Origin of the sequence: Kitasatospora sp. NPDC002551 (assembly GCF_040296005.1) — a bacterium.
Classification (GTDB): Bacteria; Actinomycetota; Actinomycetes; order Streptomycetales; family Streptomycetaceae; genus Kitasatospora.
Genome location: NZ_JBEOWI010000002.1, coordinates 90,696 through 108,691 on the forward strand (window position 1 = coordinate 90,696; position 17,996 = coordinate 108,691).

Below are 17,996 nucleotides of genomic sequence, written 5' to 3' on the forward strand. Positions count from 1 at the left end.
CCGGGACGCCGCACCGTGGGAACTGACGCATAGTCAGGTCATAGAGTGTCAGTTCATCGCATTTTTCGGGTGTTACGAGAGCCGTCGGCACGGACACAGGAGGACGCATGAGTGTGGCGGAGCAGCGGAACGGGGCGCGGACGGCGCCGGGCGTGCAGGCCCGTGCCGGACGGCGCGGAACGGCCGTGCGGGTCCTCGCGCTGGCACTGGCGGGCGCGGGCCTGGTGGGTGTGACCGCCCCGACGGCCGGCGCCCTCGGCACAGGCCCGCACCGGGGCGCGGTGGACGCCCGGGCGCTGGACGAGGCGCTGGAGGGCGTGGTCGGGATCGGCGGGGCCTCCAGCTCCCTCGCCCGGCTGACCGAGTACGGGCGCACGGTGTGGAAGGGCGCGGAGGGCGTGGGCGACTTCTCGACCGGCGCCGAGCCCGCGGCGAACGGCCGGTTCCGGATCGCCAGCGTGACCAAGACCTTCGTGGCGACGGTCGTCCTCCAGCTGGTCGGCGAGGGGCGGTTCGGGCTGGACGACAGTGTGGAGAGCCTGCTGCCGGGTGCCGTCCCGAACGGCGGCTCCATCACCGTGCGCCAGCTGCTCGACCACACCAGCGGGCTGTTCGACTACACCGAGGACCCGGCCATCGGTGTCGACCACGAGACCTGGCTCCGCGACGGGCGCTGGCGGAGCTGGACGCCGCAGCAGCTCCTCGCGGTGGCCAACAGCCACCCGCCGTACTCCGCGCCCGGCACGGACTGGCGCTACGCGAACACCAACTACCTGCTGGCCGGCCTGATCGTCGAGCGGGTCACCGGACACGACTGGCGCCGGGAGGTGGAGCGCCGGATCATCGACCGGCTGGGGCTGACCGGGACCTCGATGCCGGCCCACGCGACGGGGATCCGCGGCCCGCACGCGCACACCTACCTCGATCTGCCCGGCGGCCCGGTGGACGTCACCGAGATGGAGCCGAGCGAGATGGACGCGGCGGGCGTCGGCATCTCGACCACCGCGGACCTCGGCACCTTCCTGCGGGCCCTGCTCGGCGGGCGGCTGCTCCCCGCGCCGCTGCTCGCCGAGATGCTGACGGTCGCCCCGGCGAGCGGCGACGCCCAGTACGGCCTGGGGATCAGCCGGCTGGCCACGCCCTGCGGCGAGGTCTGGGGCAACAACGGCAGCACCGGCCGCGGGCACAACAGCGCCCTCTACGCCACCCTGGACGGCCGCCGGCTGGTGGCGATCTCGACCAACGGCTACCGCGACACCGGCCAGGGCTGGAAGGCCTCGCAGAAGCTGCTGGCGACCGCCTTCTGCGGCCGTCAGCCGGCCACCGCGGCCACCGCCGCCCCGACCGGCTGACCGCACTCCCGCCGCCCGGCCGGACGCCGGACCACCGGACCGGCCGGGCGGCGTTCGTCGCGCCCGACGCGGTGGTGGCCGGTGCCGGCCCGGGCCGGGGAGTCTTGACCCCCTTGCCGCGACATGAACATGATGGATCGTCACATGACGATTCCGCCGACGGGGGAGTCCGGTCCGAACCGGGCCGTCTCGCCCGGCGGACCTCCCGTGCCCGGGCCCGGAAAGGCACCCCATGCCCCTGCGCCACCGGCTCGTCCGCCTGCTCGCGATACCGGCGCTGGCCGCCGCCGTCCTGCCTCTCCCGACCGCCCCCGCAACCGCCGCGGTCAGGGGTTCGGTGGCCCCGGTCACGACCCTCCTGCCGCGGGAGGCCTCGGCCGGCTGGCTGGCCCGGCAACTCGTGGACGGCGACCACTTCGAGAAGGTCGTCGACGGCACCGTCCGCCCCGACCAGGACCTCACCGTCGACGCCGTGCTCGCCTTCGCGGCCGCGGCCACCGCGGACGAGGCCGGCGCCCGGGCCACCGCCTGGCTGGCCCGCCCCGACATCCTCGCCGACTACCTCGGCGACGGCACCACCGAGGCCTACGCGGGCCCCACCGCGAAGCTGCTGCTGCTCGCCCAGGTCCGCGGGCTGGACCCGACGGACTTCGGCGGCGTCGACCTCGTCGCCCGGCTCCTCTCGCTGCTGGGCACGAACGGCCGCTTCGCCGACCGTTCCCCGTCGGGCGACCGCAGCGACATCGCCGGCCAGTCGTTCGCCCTGATCGCCCTCTCGCGCACCGCGGCGGGTGTCCCGCAGAAGGCCCGCAGCTTCCTGAGCGCGAGCCAGTGCCCGACCGGCGGCTACCCCGTCGCCTTCGGCCCGACCACCTGCACCGGCGACCCCGACGCCACCGCGCTCGGCATCCAGGGCTACAACGCCGGCAACCCCGCCGGCTCCTCCGGGCACGCCATGGGCTGGCTGGTCAACCAGCAGCGCCCGGACGGCGGTTTCGTGTCCCCCGGCGCCACCGATCCCAACGCCGTGACCACCGGCCGGGCCGCCCACACCCTCTTCACCGTCGGCTCCAGCGGCGGCTACCGGGCCCACAAGTGGCTGGAGCCGCGCCAGCTGCGCTGCGCCGCCGCTCCGGAGCGGCGCGGCGCCGTCCCGTACGACTCGGCCGGCTTCGACCGGACCACCGCCCTGCGGGCCACCGTCCAGGCCACCCTGGCGTTCTCCCCCAGCCTGAAGGGCTTCGCCGGGCTGAGCGCGGCCGGCGCGAAGCCGGAGTCGCCCGTCCTGTCCTGCTGAGGCCTGTCCGAGGCGGGGGTCGGCGGCGCTTGCTCGGCTCCGGGGGTCAGCCGACCCTGGAGAGGAAGCCTTCCACCCTCGCCGTGAACGCCTGCGGGTCGTCCAGCCACGGATAGTGGCCGGCACCCGGCTGGACGGCGAGCGTCACCTCGGGGAAGAGCGCCGCGGCACCGGCGGCGGACTCGGCGGTGGGCCACAGGTCCACCTCGCCCGCGAGGAGCAGCACCGGGCAGGGCAGGGCGCCCAGGCGGCCCCGGAGTTCCCGGGTGTCGGGCGTGTAGCCCCGGTAGTAGTGCTCGCTCACGGGGAGCGCGCGCTGGGCGGGGTCGGCGGCGGCGTGGGCGCGGGCGGCCTCGTCCCAGCGGCCGTACATCAGCGGTTCGAAGGCGAACCGGTACGGCGCGGCCTCGGCGAAGGTCTTCGCGGCCGTCACGTGCCGGTGCGCCGTGACGGCCTCGGTGTGCCAGGGCTCGGCCGCGCGGGCGGCGATCACCGCCTCCACGCCGCTGTCGGAGGGCAGTCCGACGGCGGCGAGCGAGGGGGTGACCAGGGTCAGGCTGTCGAGTCGGTCGGGGTGGGCGGCGGCGTAGAGCATGGCCAGGCTGCCGCCGGCGGAGTGGCCGAGCAGGTCGACGCGGTCCAGACCGAGGTGGCGCCGCAGCGCCTCGACGTCGGCCACCAGGCGGTCGACCCGGCAGGTGGCCAGGTCGGCGGGCATCGCGGAGGCCCCGGTGCCGCGTGTGTCGGGCAGGATCAGGGTGCGGTGGGCGGACAGGCCGCCCAGGTCGCCCAGGTATGCGGCGGCGCGCCCGGGGCCGCCGGGGAGGCAGAGCAGCGGCGGGCCGTCGCCGAGCGTGCGGAAGGCGAGCGCGGTTCCGTCGTACGAGGTGAAGAACTCCATGTCGGACAGCCTGTGGGGTGGTGGCCGGGTCCGGCTATCGTTCAGCCTCGGCTAAACGATCGGACGGTGGGGCGGGACATGGCGGTGGAGATCCGGCTCTCGGCGGCCGAGGTGGCACGGGTGCGGCTCGCGGTGTCGCCGCTGGCCGAGACGGTGCTCGGGGTGCGGGCGGCGCTCGGTGTCGGCGGGCACGAGGTGCACCGGCCGTGGGCGCGCGAGGCGCGGCCGGTGCTGGCGGAGGAGCCGGAGCTGCCGTTGCTGCGGATGCTGGTCGAAGGCTGCCTGCCGTCGTTCCTGTTCCCGGTGCCACAGGAGCGCCTGCCGGCGTTCGGGGCCGAGCTGGCGGACCTGCGGGCGACGGACCCGGCGTACGTCACGGCGGAGTGCGTCGCCGCGCTCGGTGCCCGGGCCGGGAAGCTGCCGGGGCCGGCGGTGCTGCTGGAACGGGCCGCCGATGCGCTGACGCGCTGCCACGCCCGGCTGGTGGCCCCGCACTGGGGGCGGATGCGGACGGTGCTGGAGGCGGACCTGGGCCGGCGCGCGCTGGCGCTGGTGGACGGCGGAGTGGCGGGGCTCCTCGCGCAGCTGCACGACGACGTGGTGTGGCGGGAGGGCGAGTTGGTGGTGCACGGGCGCCGCCGCCCGGGGGCGGTGTGGACGGTCGACGCGGGCGGACACGGGCTGGTGCTGATGCCGTCCGTCTTCGGCTGGCCGGAGGTGATCGTCGACCACTCCCCGCGTGCCGCCGCCTCCATCCGCTACCCGGTGTCCGGCGTCGGGCTGCTCTGGGAACAGCCCCGCCCGACGTCCGCCGGGCTCACCGCCGTCCTCGGCCGGACCCGCGCCGCACTGCTCGCCGAGCTCGGCGAACCGCTGAGCACCCCCGAACTCGCCGCCCGCCTGGGCGTCACCGCCGGCGCCGTCTCCCAGCACCTCGGCGCTCTGCGTGCCGCGGGGCTGGTGACGACCTGCCGCACGGGCCGCACGGCCGTGCACCTGCGCACCCGGACAGGCACGGCGCTCACGGCCCAGCCGTTGCGCTGACCCGGGCGGGGCAGCCCGCGGCGGGAGTCGCCGACCGGAGGTCGAACCGGCCGAGCAGAGAGTCCGGCTGAGGATCCGTCAGATCCCGCGTGCAGGAGCCCGGCGGGGGCGGCGCGCGCCGGGCATTCACTCGTCCGGCCTATTGGGCAAGGTGGTTCGGACCCGATACATTTCTGTACGGAACGCTCCCCGCGAACCCGCAGCGTGCGGGGTTCTGCATGCGTCACCTCATCGCGGCATTCGAAACGGGCCTTCGCGCCGCCCCGACGACCACCGGACCGTCCGCCCCCGGCGCGGACGCCGACACACGTCCCCCTGCGAGGCCTTCCGCGACCCTCGTACCTCCGCCGAGGAAGCACGCACCTCCGAGGCCGGGCCCGTCGTGCCCGCCGGCACCCACCATCCACTCGGGAGGAACCATGAACGCCGCCACCTGGAACGACATCCTGGTCCGCGACAACTTCCCGGACACGGGGCAGACCCCGACGGCCGACCCCGTCTGGGAGTCCCCGGACATCATCCCCTTCGGCAGCGACGTCCTCGACTTCGGTCTGCTGGAGTCCAGCTACAACGGCCCCGACCTCGGACTGAGTCACCCCATCGTGCAAGGGCAGCTCAACCGCATCTACGTCCGGGGAAGGAACCTGAGGAGCGGTTGCCCCGCCTCCGGCGACGTCAGGCTCTACTACGCTCCGGGAGGGCTGCTCCTGGACCCGCGGGCCTGGACCCCGCTCACCGCCGAGGGCGGCGGCACCAGCGTGCCGTTCACCGTCCGCGGCGGCGGCAGGGAGATCCCTCCCGGACAGATCTGTGTCAGCAGGTCCGCCTTCCTCTGGCCGAGCCAGAACCCGCCGGGCCACTACTGCACGATCGCCACCGTGGACACGCCCGCCCACCCCATGCCCGCCGCGCTGCCCGCGTTCGGATCGCTCGTCGACTACCTGAACTGGGTCAGGTACAGCCCCAACGTCGGCTGGCGCAACATCGACGTCATCCCCTGCCGGCGGACGCGGTACGTCCTCTCCAGCCTGGCCGTCTGCAACCTGAACGACACCCCGACCCGATTCGTCTTCGGGATCTCCGGCACCGACCTGCCCGCCGGCACCGCGACCTTCTCCAACACCGACCAGCAGGCCCCGTTCAGCCTGACGGCGCAGATCTACGAGCCCGGCACCGACGAGGGGTACACGCGCTCCGTCGTCCTGCCCGCCCACTACTCCGGCACGGTCACGGTCGTGGTCCAGCTGGAGCGTCCCCTCCCGTGCGATGCCCGGATCGTGCTGCGGGCCTACAACCCGGTGACCGCCAGGGCCGGAGAACGCGAACGGCGACTCGCCGTCCCCCTCGTCGGCGTCCCGGGGCTCCAGGACGCCCTGTTCCTCGAACTCGGCGCCTACACCTTCGTCGCCGCACCGGACAGCCCGTGACCCGGCGGCGGCCGGTGGAGGGCCGCGTGCCACCCGGACCGGCACGCGCTCCCACCGCCCCCGATGTCGATCATCCGGCCGGGATCGGCTCACGCGGGGGTGTCGTCCCCGGTGGACGGGCGGGGGCTCCGTTCCCCGGTGGCGGGGAACGGAGCCCTGGACGCCGGCGCCGGTCAGTAGGTGGTGATGCCCGGGTCGGAGAGACCGGGGGCGCCGGTCTCGACGTGGCCGGCCAGGCGGCGGACGAAGTCGGCCGTCGCGGTGGAGGTGACGGTCACGTCGTACCAGTGGCGGCAGCCACTCAGGTCGACCGTGTGCCCGACGGTCGCGCCCTTGCGGACGGTGACGCTCCGCGGGGCGCCGCCGTAGGCGTTGGTGACGGTGAGGACGGCGTCCGCGGTGCCCGCGTTGGTGAGGGTGAGGTCGAGGTTGCCGGTGGCCGCGTCGTGGCGGGCGGTGACCTCGGGGCCGGCGGTCCTGCCGGGGTTGCGGAAGCGGCGCAGGAAGCCGTTGGGGCCGTGCACCGTCAGGTCGGTGACGCCCTTGGAGTAGGTGGTGTTCCAGGCGTCCGCGACGCTCTTGCCCGCCTCCGCCGTGTACGTCCACGGGCCGTCGGTGCGGTTCGGCGAGGTCACCAGGAACTGCGCGCCGGCCGCCGCGCCGCCGCTGAACGAGAGGCGGTACCTGCCGGTCGCGATGTCGGCCGAACCGTCCACGTACGGCGCGTACGTGAGCGGCCGGGTGGGCTTGGCGCCGGCCTCCTGGCGCGGCATGGTGCCGGTGGCGGGCGGGGCGGGCACGTAGTCCGGATGCCGGTTGCCGTCCTGCGGGCGGTAGGCGGTGGTGGACGGGAGCGCCACCGGCGCCGGGTCGGCGGACGCGAAGTCGAAGGCGGCGGTCAGATCGCCGCAGACGGCGCGCCGCCAGGGCGAGATGTTGGGCTCCAGCACCCCGAACCGGCGCTCCATGAACCGGATGATCGAGGTGTGGTCGAAGGTCTCCGAACAGGTGTAGCCGCCGGTGCTCCAGGGCGAGACGACCAGCATCGGCACCCGCTGGCCGAGGCCGTAGGCGCCGGCCGCGTAGCCGATGCCGCCGCCGTAGTAGTCCGCGCCGGTGGCGACGGTCGACAGCCCCTGGGAGGCGGAGGACGGCGGGAACGGCGGCACGACGTGGTCGAAGAAGCCGTCGTTCTCGTCGTAGGTGATGAACAGCGCCGTCCGCGCCCACACCGCGGGGTTGGAGGTGAGCGCGTCCAGCACCTGGGAGATGTACCAGGCACCGTAGTTCGCGGGCCAGTTGGGGTGCTCGGTGAAGGCCTCGGGCGCGGCGATCCAGGAGATCTGCGGGAGGGCGCCGGCCTGCACGTCGCGCCGCAGGATGTCGAAGAGGCCGTCGCCCGCCTTGGCGTCGGTGCCGGTGCGGGCCTTGTCGTACAGCGGGCTGCCCGGCTTGGCGTTGCGGTAGTTGTTGAAGTAGAGCAGCGAGTTGTCGCCGTAGTTGCCGCGGTAGGGGTCGTTGATCCAGCCCCACGAGCCGGCCGCGTCCAGGCCGTCGCCGATGTCCTGGTAGACCTTCCAGGAGACGCCGGCCTTCTCCAGCCGCTCGGGGTAGGTGGTCCAGCCGTACCCGGCCTCCTGGTTGCCCAGCACCGGTCCGCCGCCGGTGCCGTCGTTGCCGGTGAAGCCCGTCCACATGTAGTAGCGGTTCGGGTCGGTGGAGCCGATGAACGAGCAGTGGTAGGCGTCGCAGATGGTGAACGCGTCGGCGAGCGCGTAGTGGAAGGGGATGTCCTCGCGGGTCAGGTACGCCATCGTGGTGGCCGTCTTGGCCGGGACCCACTGGTCGTACTTGCCGTTGTTGAAGGCCCGGTGGCCGCCGGCCCAGTCGTGGTTGAGGTCCTGGACGAACTGCATGCCCAGGTTGTTCACCTGGGGGCGGAACGGCAGCACCTCCTTCTTGCCGGAGTCCGTCTGGTACCAGACCGGCTTGCCGCTCGGGAGCGTCACCGGCCGGGGGTCGCCGAAGCCGCGGACGCCCTTCAACGCGCCGAAGTAGTGGTCGAAAGAACGGTTCTCCTGCATCAGCACGACGATGTGGCCGACGTCCTGGACGGTCCCGGTGGTGCCCGCCGGGGCGATCGCGGCGGCTCGCGCGATGCTCTGCGAAAGCGATGAGAACGCGGCAGTGGCGCCCGCGAGTTGGAGGAAACGACGCCGGTTCAGCTCTGCCATGGGTGGGAGACCTCTGCCTGTCGTGGGGGAGTGGTGGACGGTGCTCCAAGAGGACAGCGGCCACGGGGTACCGGCGGGCCGACCGCCGGTGTCCGGTTGCTGTACGTAGGACGAACGCCTTGAGTTGTACGAACATGCGGCGGGCGGCGGGCCCTCGTCCGGCCCGGCGGGTGCTGTGAGAGGGTCGACGCATGGAACAGCGCGTTGTGGGCCGCACCGGCCGGCCCGTCTCGGTGGTAGGACTCGGCACCTGGCAGCTCGGTGCGGACTGGGGCGACGTCCGGGAGGAGGACGCCCTGGCGGTCCTGGACGCCTCCGTCGAGGCGGGCGTCACCCTCTTCGACACCGCCGACGTCTACGGCGACGGTCGCAGCGAGCAGCTCATCGGCCGCTACCTGAAGGGCCGGCCGGACGCGGAGGTGTTCGTCGCCACCAAGTTCGGCCGCCGGGTCGAGCAGCGTCCGGAGCACTACACGCTCGCGAACTTCCGGGCCTGGGCGGACCGTTCGTGTGCCAATCTGGGGGTGGACCGGCTCGACCTGGTGCAGCTGCACTGCCCGCCCACCCCGGTGTACTCCGACGACGAGGTGTACGACGCGCTCGACACCCTGGTCGCGGAGCAGCGGATCGCCGCGTACGGCGTCAGCGTGGAGACCTGCGCCGAGGCGCTGACCGCGATCGCCCGGCCCGGGGTGGCCTCCGTCCAGATCATCCTGAACGCGTTCCGGCTGAAGCCGCTGGAGCGGGTGCTGCCGGCGGCGGCCGCGGCCGGGGTCGGCATCCTGGCCCGGGTGCCGCTGGCCTCCGGCCTGCTCTCGGGCCGGTACACCGCCCGGACCCGGTTCGCCGCGGACGACCACCGCACCTACAACCGCCACGGCGAGGCGTTCGACCAGGGCGAGACGTTCTCCGGGGTCGACTTCGCGACCGGCGTCGAGGCGGCGGCCGCGTTCGCCGCGCTCGTTCCCGGCGGTGCGACGGCCGCGCAGACGGCCCTGCGCTGGATCGTCCAGCAGCCGGGCGTCACCACCGTCATCCCGGGCGCCCGCAATCCCGGCCAGGCCGTCGCCAACGCCGCCGCCGCCGACCTCCCCCCGCTCCCGGAGCGCACGCTGGCCGCGATCCGCGAGCTCTACGACGAGCGCATCCGGCCGTCGGTCCACGACCGCTGGTGACGCCCTGACGCCCTGAGGCCCCGACACCCTGAGGCCCCGACACCCTGACGCCCCGGGCCGGGACCGTGTGACGATCGGCGGGAGCGTCCTCCCGGTGGGCCGGCCGTCACCGGGCCGCGGCGTACCGCTCGACCAGATCGCGCTCCGCATCCCGCAGATAGGCGCTCATCTCGTTGGCCGCCTTGGCGAGCGCCCCCGCGTCGATCAGTTCGAGGATCCTCCTGTTGCGCGTGCCGTACGCGACGTGGAACTCGCGCAGGTCGGACACCGCGTGGAAGACGAGGCGCAGCTCGGCCAGGACCCGGCTCATCAGCGCGTCCAGGCGGCGGCTGCCGGCCAGCGCCGTGAGCGCCAGATGGAAGCGGAGGTTGGCGGTGCCCAGGACCCGCCAGTCGGCCTCCGTCCCGGCCGCCTCGAACTCCTCGACGGCCGCCCGGACCTGAGCGAGGTCGACGGCCCGGCTCTTGAGGTCCCTGATGACCGCCGGCTGCACCACCCGGCGCAGCCGGTACAGGTCGACCACGTCGGCCACGCTCAGCCGGCGGACGAACACGCCCTGGCCGTGCCGGTGTTCGACGACCCCTTCGTGGGCCAGCAAGCGGAACGCCTCGCGCAGGGTGTTGCGGGAGACCTTCAGTCCCTTGCTGATCGTGTCCTCGGGCAGCCTGACGTCGGGCAGGTGCTTGCCCTCGGCGATCCGTCGGCGCAGGATCGCCGCGATGTGCTCCGCCTTGCTGCTCCAGCCCGCCTGAGCGAGTTCCTCGGCCCAGTCCTCGGCCCCGCCGCCCGTTCCGTTGCCCGCTCCACTGCCCGCTCGGCTGTCCACGGCGCCCCTCCCGGCTCGTCACTCGTTCCGCACCTTCGTACCACCCGTCGCGGCGTCCCGTCAGGTGGTCGGCGGCACAATGCGATTGTTCAACAATCCTCCTGGTGAGTTGTCCACTTTCCGACGAAAGTGGATCGGGTGCCGACGGTGCCTTGCGGGCCGGTTCGGGGGGCTGCCACTGTCGATGGCGAAAGGGCTTTCACCGCAACGCAGTTGGGGGAACGACCATGCCACGACCGTCTCAGGGCTTCCGGGGCCGCAGCCGCGTCCGCCGCCCCGCGCGCACCACCGGCGGCGACCGCTCGCCGGTCGCGGCCGCGCTGTCCACCGTACTGATCGACGCGGGGCTGGACCTCCACCCCCTCCTGCGACTGGCCGTCGCCGCCGGTGTTCTGGGGCTCGCCCTGGGCGGCCGGCTGATCCTGACGGGCCCGCTCTCGCTGTTCGCCGGGCGCTACCGCACCGCCGGCGCCCGCGGTCTGAGCCTGTCGGTCAGCCGCGGGGAGGGGCCGGCCCGCCACCTGGCGGTGGGAGTGCGGTTCGGTGTCCACGGCTTCGGCCTGGCCGCGGCTCTCGGCCCGCTGTCGCCGATGACCACACTGGCCGCCCTGCTGGACTCCTCTCCCCGCTAGGGCCCGTCCGGCCGGTCCCGCCGACCACGCCCGCCGGGCGATGCCCGTACCCACGGGGGCGCCGCCCGGCCACCGGACCGGGGAGCCGCCCGGTGATCCGACGCCAATCGCCGGACGCGCCCTCACTCTCACGCTCCCGTCCCGCCCCCTCCCCACCGGTCCGCCCCGCGCCGGCATCCCCCTGCCGCGAGACCCCGACCCGCCGACGAAGGAGATCCCTCCCGATGACCGAGACCCACGCCGCCCTCGCGCCCTCCCGTGCCCGGGAGCTGTTCCGGGCCGGCACCGCGGCGCCCACCGCCGGATGGTGCCTGGGCCGCACCCAGGCCAACATGATCAGCGTGCCGGCGGACTGGGCCGCCGACGTCGCCCGCTTCGCCGAACTCAACCCCGCGCCCTGCCCCGTCCTCGAACAGACCGCTCCCGGCGCCCGCACCAGCGTCCTGGCCCCCGGCGCGGACCTCGCCACCGATCTGCCGCGCTACCGGGTCTGGCACGACGGCCGGTGGCAGGAACACTCCGACGTCACCGCCCACTGGCGCGAGGACCTCGTCACCTTCCTCATCGGTTGCTCCTTCACGTTCGAGTCCGCGCTGCTGGAGGCCGGCATCCCGCTGCGCCACGTCGCCGAAGGCCGCAACGTCGCGATATACCGCACGGCCCGGCCCTGCGTTCCCGCCGGACGGCTGCACGGCCCGATGGTGGTCTCGATGCGCCCGATCCCCCGGCACCTGGTCGCCGCCGCGCGGGCGATCACCGCCCGGATGCCGGCCGTGCACGGCGCCCCGGTGGCCGTCGGCGAGCCCGGGGAGCGCTCCAGCGCCGAGCTCGGCATAGCGGACCTGGGGCGGCCCGACTTCGGCGACCCGGCCGTGATCGGCCCCGACGACGTCCCGGTGTTCTGGGCCTGCGGCGTCACCCCGCAGTCGGCCCTGATGGCCTCCCGTCCGCCCTTCGCGATCACGCACTCGCCGGGGCACATGTTCGTGACCGACAGGTTCGACCGTGACTACCTCGTCGCCGAGAAGGGCTGACCGGCCGCCATGGAGATTCTCCGGTACGGCAGCCGGGCGCTGCTGGTCGAGGTCGAGGACCTCGACCAGGCGGCCCGGCTGCACACCGCGCTGCTGGGCGACCCGCTGCCCGGCACGCTGGAACTCGTTCCCGCCGCCCGCACCGTCCTGGTGCGCTACGACCCCGGGGCCACCGGCCCCGACCGCCTCGCCGCCGCCCTGCGCGCCATCGACCTTCCGGCCGCCGCCACCGGAGCCGCCGCCACCACCGGGGCCGGGACCGTCGAGATCCCGGTCCGCTACGACGGTGCGGACCTCGCGGAAGTGGCCCGTCTGTGCGGCCTGACGGTCCCCGATGTCATCGCCCGTCACTGCGCCGCCACCTACCGGGTGGCGTTCTGCGGGTTCGCTCCCGGATTCGCCTACCTGACCGGGGCCGACCCCACGCTACGGGTACCGCGCCGCGCCGTCCCGCGCACCCGCGTGCCCGCGGGCGCCGTCGCCCTCGCCGACGAGTTCACCGGCGTCTACCCCCGCGAGTCGCCCGGCGGCTGGCACCTGCTCGGCACCACCGGCATGTCCCTGTGGAACCCCGAGGCCGACCCGCCGACACCGCTCGTACCCGGCACGGCCGTCCGCTTCACTCCGGCCGGCCCGCCGCGCCCCTGAGGCAAGCCCGCCGCGGCACCCCGGCCGGGCCGCCCGCCCGGGCCCGGCCCCACCCACCGTCGACGACGCCGCACCCGACCACCACCCCACGGAGATCCCGATGACCGGCGACCCCGCGCCCCCGACCCGCCGCGTACGAGTGATCCACCCCGGCTTCGGCGCCACCGTCCAGGACCTGGGCCGCCCCGGCCGCGCCGCGCTCGGTGTCGGCCGCTCCGGCGCGGCCGACCGCCGCAGCCTGCGCCTGGCCAACCGGCTCGTCGGCAACCGGGAGGAGGCCGCGGCCATCGAGGCGCCCCTGGGCGGGCTCGTCCTGGAGGTCGGCCACCACGCCACCATCGCCCTGACCGGTGCGCCCTGCCACGCCCACGCCGACGGTCGCGCCGTGGATCTGAACGCCCCCGTCAGGCTGGCCCCCGGCAGCCGTCTGACCATCGGCGTCCCGTCCGAGGGCCTGCGGGTCTACCTCGCCGTTCGCGGCGGCGTGGACCTTCCGCCCGTCCTCGGCTCCCGATCGACCGACACGCTCTCCGGGATCGGTCCCGCCCGGCTCGCGGCCGGCGACCTCCTGCCGGTCGGCGACCTCACCGCCGGCTGGCCCGCGGCGGACTTCGCCCCCCAGCGCGCGCTGCCCGCCGAGCCCGTCCTGCGGATCCTGCCCGGCCCCCGGGACGCCTGGTTCACCCCCGAGTCCCTCGGCGCGCTGTGTTCCGGGCCCTACCGCGTCACCGACCACAGCGACCGCGTCGGCATGCGGCTGACCGGGCCGGGGCTGCACCGTGCCCGCACCGGCGAACTGCCCTCCGAGGCCGCGGTCCCCGGCGCCCTGCAGGTACCGCCGGACGGGCAGCCGATCCTCTTCCTCGCCGACCACCCGGTCACCGGCGGCTACCCCGTCATCGCGACGGTCCACGAGGACGACCTCCCGCTCGCCGCCCAGACCCGCCCCGGCCAGGCCCTGCGCTTCCGCCCCGGGTGACCGGCCGTGCGGCCACGCCGAGCCGGTCACCCCGCCGTCCCGACCGGCTCCGCCGGGCACTCAGCACATCGGGTGCGGGGCGGTGTGCGGGGCCCGGGCGCCGTAGCGCCGGCGGGCGTCGGCCAGGCGTTCCAGCCCGGCGCCGCAGTGCAGGGGCTGGAGGCCCGGGGCCAGGGCCCGGGCCACCCGCAGGCCGGTGGCGGTGAGGTCGGCGGAGGTCACGTCGGCGATGGCCACGGGCGTGCCGAGGCGGGCGGCCAGCCGGGCGGTCGTCTGTTCCGCCGGCGGTGGGTCGGGGAGGTTCCGCAGGTCGACCACATCGGTGCCGGCCGTGAGGAAGGAGAGGCGGCGACGGGCGCCGGGCCGGGCGTAGCGCAGGGCGTGGTCGACGAAGGTCACCACCTCCGCGTCGCGGGTCGGCGGCCGGCGGCCGGCTTCGAGTTCGGCGCGCAGGGCGAGGACGGTCTGCGCCTGCTCCAGCGCCGCCTTCACGACGGCCGTGCGGCCACTGGGATGCGCCGCGGACGTGACGGTCACGGCGGGCCAGCGGCGGCCGTCGCCGAGTCCGACGCAGAGCACCACGGGCACGCCGCCCGCGGCGGGCAGCAGATGGAAGCGGACGTTGAGCCCATGGGCTCCGAGGTCCTGGACGAGCCGGGCGACCTGGCCGCCCGCCCCCTGCGAACCGGGGCCGAGGTCGAGGGCGGGCGGCGGGGTGCGGGTGAACCACGCCCTCAGCAGCGCGTCGCGTTCGACGAGTTCCAGCGTGGCCCGGTGTGCGGCGTCCGCGTGGCCGCGTCCGGCGGCGAGTCCGTTGGTCGTCACCTGGGCGAGCACACCGCCCCCGGCCAGGTAGTGGGTCTGGTCGGCGGGCAGCCACACCTCGCCGGTGCCGTCCAGCCAGGCGCCCCGCACCCAGGTGTACGGCGTCCGCGGGTCGTAGGGGCGGTAGGGGAAGCCGGGCGAGGCGTACTGCCGGGGCGAGTACAGGCCCAGGCGGCGCGGGTCGAGCACCTCGCCGTCCAGCTCGCCGGCCCGGGCCGTGCGGGCGGCGGCGGGCGGCACGGCCGCGCAGTAGCGTTCGACGGCCTCGCCGAGCGCGCCGGTCAGCGCCTCGTCCTCGGTGAACGCCCGGCCGCCGCACCACTCGTTCGCGCCGGGGCTGGTGACCTGCCCGTCCCGGAGGTCCGCGTCCTCCGTGTAGCAGCCGAGGACGGCGTACGCGCGGACCAGCGTGGGGCAGACGTCGCTGCGCAGCGTGCCCGCTCGGCGCACCACGCCCACGCGCGGATCCACCAGGTGCTCGCGCAACTCGTGCACCGTCATCGGGGCGGTCCGGCGGGTGAGGGTGCGGGCGTGGGTGCGGGGGCGGGTCGTCGCCGGGGCCGCGGCGCGGGGCGGGGTGCCGCACACCTCGCAGCGTGGCATCCGGAGCACCCGGTGCTCGCGCGTCCCGCCCGTCAGGCTGTTGTGCACCCGCAGCACCCCGGCGGGCGCGGTGTCCGGTGCCGTCAGGAACCGCAGGGCCACGAGCGCGAGTTCGGCGCCGAGGGCGGCGGACCGGGGGTCGGTGTCGGCCGCGACGGCCGAGGGCAGCACGCGGCCGGCGCGGGCCGCCTGGACCGTCCGTTCGGCCCAGGGGACGGCCGAACAGGCCGTCTCGCGGAGCCGGCAGCAGTTCCAGCAGGCCGAGGCATCCGGCACGACCAGCGGACCGACGATCCGCTCCGGGCCCTTGAGCGTCGCGTACAGCTGCGGCGTCGCGGTCGCCCCGGCGAGGCGCGCGATGCCGAGGTGGCGCCGGACGTCCGAGCTCCGCAGAGCGATCAGCAGCAGGCCCGGGGTCGGCGGGACACCGGCGAGCTGTGATCCCAGCCGGTCCACCGGGATCGAACGGACCTCGCAGTGCGGCGCCTCGGCCGTCAGGAGCCGCTGGAGTTCGGCGCGTTCGCGCGGCTGGTGGTCGCGGTGGGCCGGGTCGACGGGGCGTGCGCGCTGGTTCCCGCCCTCCCCGCCCCCGTCCTCCTCCCCGTGCCCGTCCTCGCCCCCGTCCTCGTCCGTGTCCTCCTCGTCGGCCAGGACGATCCGTCCCGCGCCCGCCCGCGCGAGGTGGCGCACGGCCTCGGAGCCCCACGGCCCGCGGCCGTACAGCGTGACGGTGGCCGCCGCCAGACGGCGCTCGGCGTCCGGAGCCGCGCCCGGGAGGAACGGCGGCCGCGGCCCGGCCGACCCGGTGGGGCCCTGCGGGGCACCCTCGTGGAGCAGGCCCCGGGCGTCGAGCAGCTCCAGGAACTGCGTGGCGTGCGCCGCGAGTCCGCCGCCGGCCGACCTGGCGATCTCGTCCCGCCGGCGGGTGCCGTCGAGGAGGGGCAGCAGCCCGGCCGCGAACCTCCCCAGGTCGCGGTCGCCGAGCAGGTGGGTGCCCAGGTCGTCGCCGATGACGAGCCCGCGGTCCGTGCCCCGGACGATCGCGTCCTCGGCCAGCCGCACCCCGCCCCGGGTCAAGACGCCGTCGTGGTCGTGGCCGTGGTCGTGCCCGCGCCCGTCGGCGTCGTCCGTTCCGCGTTGATCCGGTGGGACGCCAGGACCAGGAGGAGCCGCTCCGGCATGTTGAGAAGTGTGCTGGGACACGGGGGGATTCCCTCCTTCCAGAGCTTCGGGCACGCCCCTCCGCACACCGGGAGCAGCGCGCAGGAGGAGCAGTTGTAGGCGCCCGCCCGGACCTCGTCGTTGAACAGCGAGAGCGCGGTGCGGCGCTCCGGGTCCTCGCCCGCGTCGACGGTGCCGATGGCCATCGCGTCGGGCTCGCCGTAGCCGGGCACGTAGGGCGCCTCCGTGCAGTGGAACAGCGTGCCGTTCGCATCGACGAGGACGCCGTCCTTCTGCACCGCCAGACACACGATCCGTCGGCGCCCCGGCACCAGTCGGCCGGGGAAGCCGGCGAGGACGAGTTCCGCGTGCCACTGCACTTCGAGGTCCGCGAACTGCCGGGCCGACAGGGCCTTCTTGTGGGCGTCGTTGCCCCAGGAGTGGATCGGGGCGAAGTAGCAGGCGACCCGGTGCTGGAGCCCGGCCCGGGCCAGCATGTCGATCAGGGGGGAGACCCCCTGCCAGTTGGACTCGTCCACGTTGATCCGGAGGTTGATCCGGACCGCGAGGTCCGACTCGGCCAGCGCCACCAGGTTGGCGAAGATCCGCCGGAAGGTGGGGCTGCCGCTCTTCGTCCCCCGGCGGGCGTCGTGGTACTCGGGCGTCCCGTCGAGCGTGATGTCGATGGAGGCCACACCGTGCCGTTCCACCAGCTCACGTGCGATCCGCTTGCCGAGGGCGAGGCCGTTGGTGATGATCCGGGCCCCGAAGGAGCACCCCCGCTCCTCCGCGAGCGCCCGCAGACGTGGCGTCAGCTCGCGGATCACCGTCATGCCGACCAGCGGTTCGGCGCCGAACCAGCACAGGTCCACCTCCCGGTAGGGGGAGGCGTCCAGCTTCCGGGCCACCTGGCGGACGAAGGCGTCCTGGTGGTGCGGCGAGAGCCAGCGCGCCGAGTGTTCCTGGCCGCAGTACCCACAGCCGAGCTGGCACTGGGCGGTCGGGGTGACGACCAGGGACAGGCAGTCCAGGGCGTCGATGGCATCCCGGTTCTCGTCCACCACGCTGCGGAGTTCGTCCTCGCCGTCGTCCACGAGGAGGTGGATCCCGGTCAGGTCCTCGACGACGTCACCGGGCAGTCGCTCGGGCTCGGCGGTGAGCAGTTGCCAGGCCGCCTCGTCCAGCACCCGCAGTTCGGCACTGCGGGTGGCGAACACCACGCGCCGGGTGCGGCCGCTCAGCTCGTCGAAGACCGGAGGGCTGGCGAAGTGGTACCGGGAGAGTTTCCTGGCCATGAAGAGGCTCCCATTTCCGCTAGGAGGTGCGGACCGCAGACGCTCTGCGGCCCGCACCGGCACGGCGCTGTTCACCTGTCAGCGGCGGGCGGAGGCTACTGCTCCTCGAGAGCCTTGCCGCATCCGGTGTTGATGTGACATCCGGTGTTGCCGCCGCCCTTGGCTTCGAGCGCGTCCACCGGCTCGTTGCCGAGGGCGCCGGAGTTCTGCAGGTCGGTGAGTGCCGAGTCGACGCTCAGGCGGGCCTTGTTGAGGGTGTCCGCGAGCTTCTTCGGGTCGAAATCTGCCATGGTGTGCTCCTGGCTTCTCTGCCGGTCACCCGTGTCACGGGGGCGTGCCTCCGCAGGGTGACCCGGCTCTTCCTACTGTTCCTCGGCGGCCTTGCCGCACCCCGTGTTGATGGTGCAGGACGAGTTGCCGCCGCCCTTGGCTTCGAGCGGCTCCACCGGCTCGTTGCCGAGGGCGCCGGAGTCCCGCAGGTTGGTGAGCGCGGAGTCGACGCTCAGGCGGGCCTTGTTGAGGGTGTCCGCGAGTTTCCTGGGGTCGAAATCTGCCATGGTGTG

At 74.6% G+C, this 17,996-nt stretch carries 16 protein-coding genes; 9 read left to right on the top strand and 7 right to left on the bottom strand.

The window, feature by feature from the left end:
- Window positions 1-107: 107 nt before the first annotated feature.
- Window positions 108-1,352 carry a serine hydrolase domain-containing protein gene (locus ABT093_RS02830; protein WP_350559457.1) on the top strand — a complete coding sequence of 415 codons (1,245 nt, stop codon included), beginning with the start codon at window positions 108-110 and terminating at the stop codon, window positions 1,350-1,352.
- A 232-nt stretch (window positions 1,353-1,584) separates the two neighbouring features.
- A complete protein-coding gene (locus tag ABT093_RS02835; protein WP_350559460.1) occupies window positions 1,585-2,649 on the top strand; it encodes a prenyltransferase/squalene oxidase repeat-containing protein in 1,065 nt (354 codons plus the stop codon).
- A 46-nt stretch (window positions 2,650-2,695) separates the two neighbouring features.
- Here ABT093_RS02835 and ABT093_RS02840 read toward each other — a convergent pair whose 3' ends face one another.
- A complete protein-coding gene (locus ABT093_RS02840; protein WP_350559463.1) occupies window positions 2,696-3,550 on the bottom strand; it encodes an alpha/beta fold hydrolase in 855 nt (284 codons plus the stop codon).
- Window positions 3,551-3,628: 78 nt separating this feature from the next.
- Between ABT093_RS02840 and ABT093_RS02845 the strand changes: the two genes are divergently transcribed.
- Window positions 3,629-4,594, top strand: a complete 966-nt coding sequence (locus tag ABT093_RS02845) for a DUF5937 family protein (RefSeq protein ID WP_350559466.1) — start codon at window positions 3,629-3,631, stop codon at window positions 4,592-4,594.
- Between the two features lie 419 nt (window positions 4,595-5,013).
- On the top strand, window positions 5,014-6,021 hold the full coding sequence (locus ABT093_RS02850) for a hypothetical protein (RefSeq protein ID WP_350559469.1): 1,008 nt from the start codon (window positions 5,014-5,016) through the stop codon (window positions 6,019-6,021).
- A 173-nt stretch (window positions 6,022-6,194) separates the two neighbouring features.
- Here ABT093_RS02850 and ABT093_RS02855 read toward each other — a convergent pair whose 3' ends face one another.
- Window positions 6,195-8,255 (bottom strand): phosphocholine-specific phospholipase C, encoded by a 2,061-nt coding sequence (locus tag ABT093_RS02855; RefSeq protein ID WP_350559472.1) that lies wholly within the window; start codon window positions 8,253-8,255, stop codon window positions 6,195-6,197.
- A gap of 191 nt (window positions 8,256-8,446) precedes the next feature.
- Between ABT093_RS02855 and ABT093_RS02860 the strand changes: the two genes are divergently transcribed.
- On the top strand, window positions 8,447-9,430 hold the full coding sequence (locus ABT093_RS02860; RefSeq protein ID WP_350559475.1) for an aldo/keto reductase: 984 nt from the start codon (window positions 8,447-8,449) through the stop codon (window positions 9,428-9,430).
- 106 nt (window positions 9,431-9,536) lie between these two features.
- On the opposite strand, the gene ABT093_RS02865 is transcribed toward ABT093_RS02860, so the two are convergent.
- On the bottom strand, window positions 9,537-10,256 hold the full coding sequence (locus ABT093_RS02865; protein ID WP_350559478.1) for a GntR family transcriptional regulator: 720 nt from the start codon (window positions 10,254-10,256) through the stop codon (window positions 9,537-9,539).
- A 227-nt stretch (window positions 10,257-10,483) separates the two neighbouring features.
- Between ABT093_RS02865 and ABT093_RS02870 the strand changes: the two genes are divergently transcribed.
- From ABT093_RS02870 to ABT093_RS02885, 4 genes are all read left to right on the top strand, one after another.
- Window positions 10,484-10,888: a hypothetical protein gene (locus ABT093_RS02870; RefSeq protein ID WP_350559481.1), complete on the top strand. Its 405-nt coding sequence runs from the start codon at window positions 10,484-10,486 to the stop codon at window positions 10,886-10,888.
- 224 nt (window positions 10,889-11,112) lie between these two features.
- A complete protein-coding gene (locus ABT093_RS02875; RefSeq protein WP_350559484.1) occupies window positions 11,113-11,922 on the top strand; it encodes a putative hydro-lyase in 810 nt (269 codons plus the stop codon).
- 9 nt (window positions 11,923-11,931) lie between these two features.
- Window positions 11,932-12,570 (top strand): 5-oxoprolinase subunit B family protein, encoded by a 639-nt coding sequence (locus ABT093_RS02880; protein WP_350559487.1) that lies wholly within the window; start codon window positions 11,932-11,934, stop codon window positions 12,568-12,570.
- Between the two features lie 100 nt (window positions 12,571-12,670).
- Window positions 12,671-13,549: a 5-oxoprolinase subunit C family protein gene (locus tag ABT093_RS02885; protein ID WP_350559490.1), complete on the top strand. Its 879-nt coding sequence runs from the start codon at window positions 12,671-12,673 to the stop codon at window positions 13,547-13,549.
- 60 nt (window positions 13,550-13,609) lie between these two features.
- On the opposite strand, the gene ABT093_RS02890 is transcribed toward ABT093_RS02885, so the two are convergent.
- From ABT093_RS02890 to ABT093_RS02905, 4 genes are all read right to left on the bottom strand, one after another.
- Window positions 13,610-16,054: a TOMM precursor leader peptide-binding protein gene (locus ABT093_RS02890; protein WP_350559493.1), complete on the bottom strand. Its 2,445-nt coding sequence runs from the start codon at window positions 16,052-16,054 to the stop codon at window positions 13,610-13,612.
- On the bottom strand, window positions 16,051-17,433 hold the full coding sequence (locus ABT093_RS02895; protein WP_350559496.1) for a radical SAM/SPASM domain-containing protein: 1,383 nt from the start codon (window positions 17,431-17,433) through the stop codon (window positions 16,051-16,053). The genes ABT093_RS02890 and ABT093_RS02895 overlap by 4 nt, the downstream gene beginning before the upstream one ends.
- 95 nt (window positions 17,434-17,528) lie before the next feature.
- The gene (locus ABT093_RS02900) at window positions 17,529-17,723 is read right to left on the bottom strand and encodes a hypothetical protein (RefSeq protein ID WP_350559499.1); all 195 of its coding nucleotides are present in this window, start codon (window positions 17,721-17,723) and stop codon (window positions 17,529-17,531) included.
- A 72-nt stretch (window positions 17,724-17,795) separates the two neighbouring features.
- Window positions 17,796-17,990: a hypothetical protein gene (locus tag ABT093_RS02905; protein ID WP_350559502.1), complete on the bottom strand. Its 195-nt coding sequence runs from the start codon at window positions 17,988-17,990 to the stop codon at window positions 17,796-17,798.
- Window positions 17,991-17,996 lie beyond the last annotated feature (6 nt).

Coding starts and splice junctions, on each gene's coding strand:
- ABT093_RS02830 (WP_350559457.1), top strand. CDS start 108: ATGAGTGTGGCGGAGCAGCGGAACGGGGCGCGGACGGCGCCGGGCGTG.
- ABT093_RS02835 (WP_350559460.1), top strand. CDS start 1,585: ATGCCCCTGCGCCACCGGCTCGTCCGCCTGCTCGCGATACCGGCGCTG.
- ABT093_RS02840 (WP_350559463.1), bottom strand. CDS start 3,550: ATGGAGTTCTTCACCTCGTACGACGGAACCGCGCTCGCCTTCCGCACG.
- ABT093_RS02845 (WP_350559466.1), top strand. CDS start 3,629: ATGGCGGTGGAGATCCGGCTCTCGGCGGCCGAGGTGGCACGGGTGCGG.
- ABT093_RS02850 (WP_350559469.1), top strand. CDS start 5,014: ATGAACGCCGCCACCTGGAACGACATCCTGGTCCGCGACAACTTCCCG.
- ABT093_RS02855 (WP_350559472.1), bottom strand. CDS start 8,255: ATGGCAGAGCTGAACCGGCGTCGTTTCCTCCAACTCGCGGGCGCCACT.
- ABT093_RS02860 (WP_350559475.1), top strand. CDS start 8,447: ATGGAACAGCGCGTTGTGGGCCGCACCGGCCGGCCCGTCTCGGTGGTA.
- ABT093_RS02870 (WP_350559481.1), top strand. CDS start 10,484: ATGCCACGACCGTCTCAGGGCTTCCGGGGCCGCAGCCGCGTCCGCCGC.
- ABT093_RS02875 (WP_350559484.1), top strand. CDS start 11,113: ATGACCGAGACCCACGCCGCCCTCGCGCCCTCCCGTGCCCGGGAGCTG.
- ABT093_RS02880 (WP_350559487.1), top strand. CDS start 11,932: ATGGAGATTCTCCGGTACGGCAGCCGGGCGCTGCTGGTCGAGGTCGAG.
- ABT093_RS02885 (WP_350559490.1), top strand. CDS start 12,671: ATGACCGGCGACCCCGCGCCCCCGACCCGCCGCGTACGAGTGATCCAC.
- ABT093_RS02895 (WP_350559496.1), bottom strand. CDS start 17,433: ATGGCCAGGAAACTCTCCCGGTACCACTTCGCCAGCCCTCCGGTCTTC.
- ABT093_RS02900 (WP_350559499.1), bottom strand. CDS start 17,723: ATGGCAGATTTCGACCCGAAGAAGCTCGCGGACACCCTCAACAAGGCC.
- ABT093_RS02905 (WP_350559502.1), bottom strand. CDS start 17,990: ATGGCAGATTTCGACCCCAGGAAACTCGCGGACACCCTCAACAAGGCC.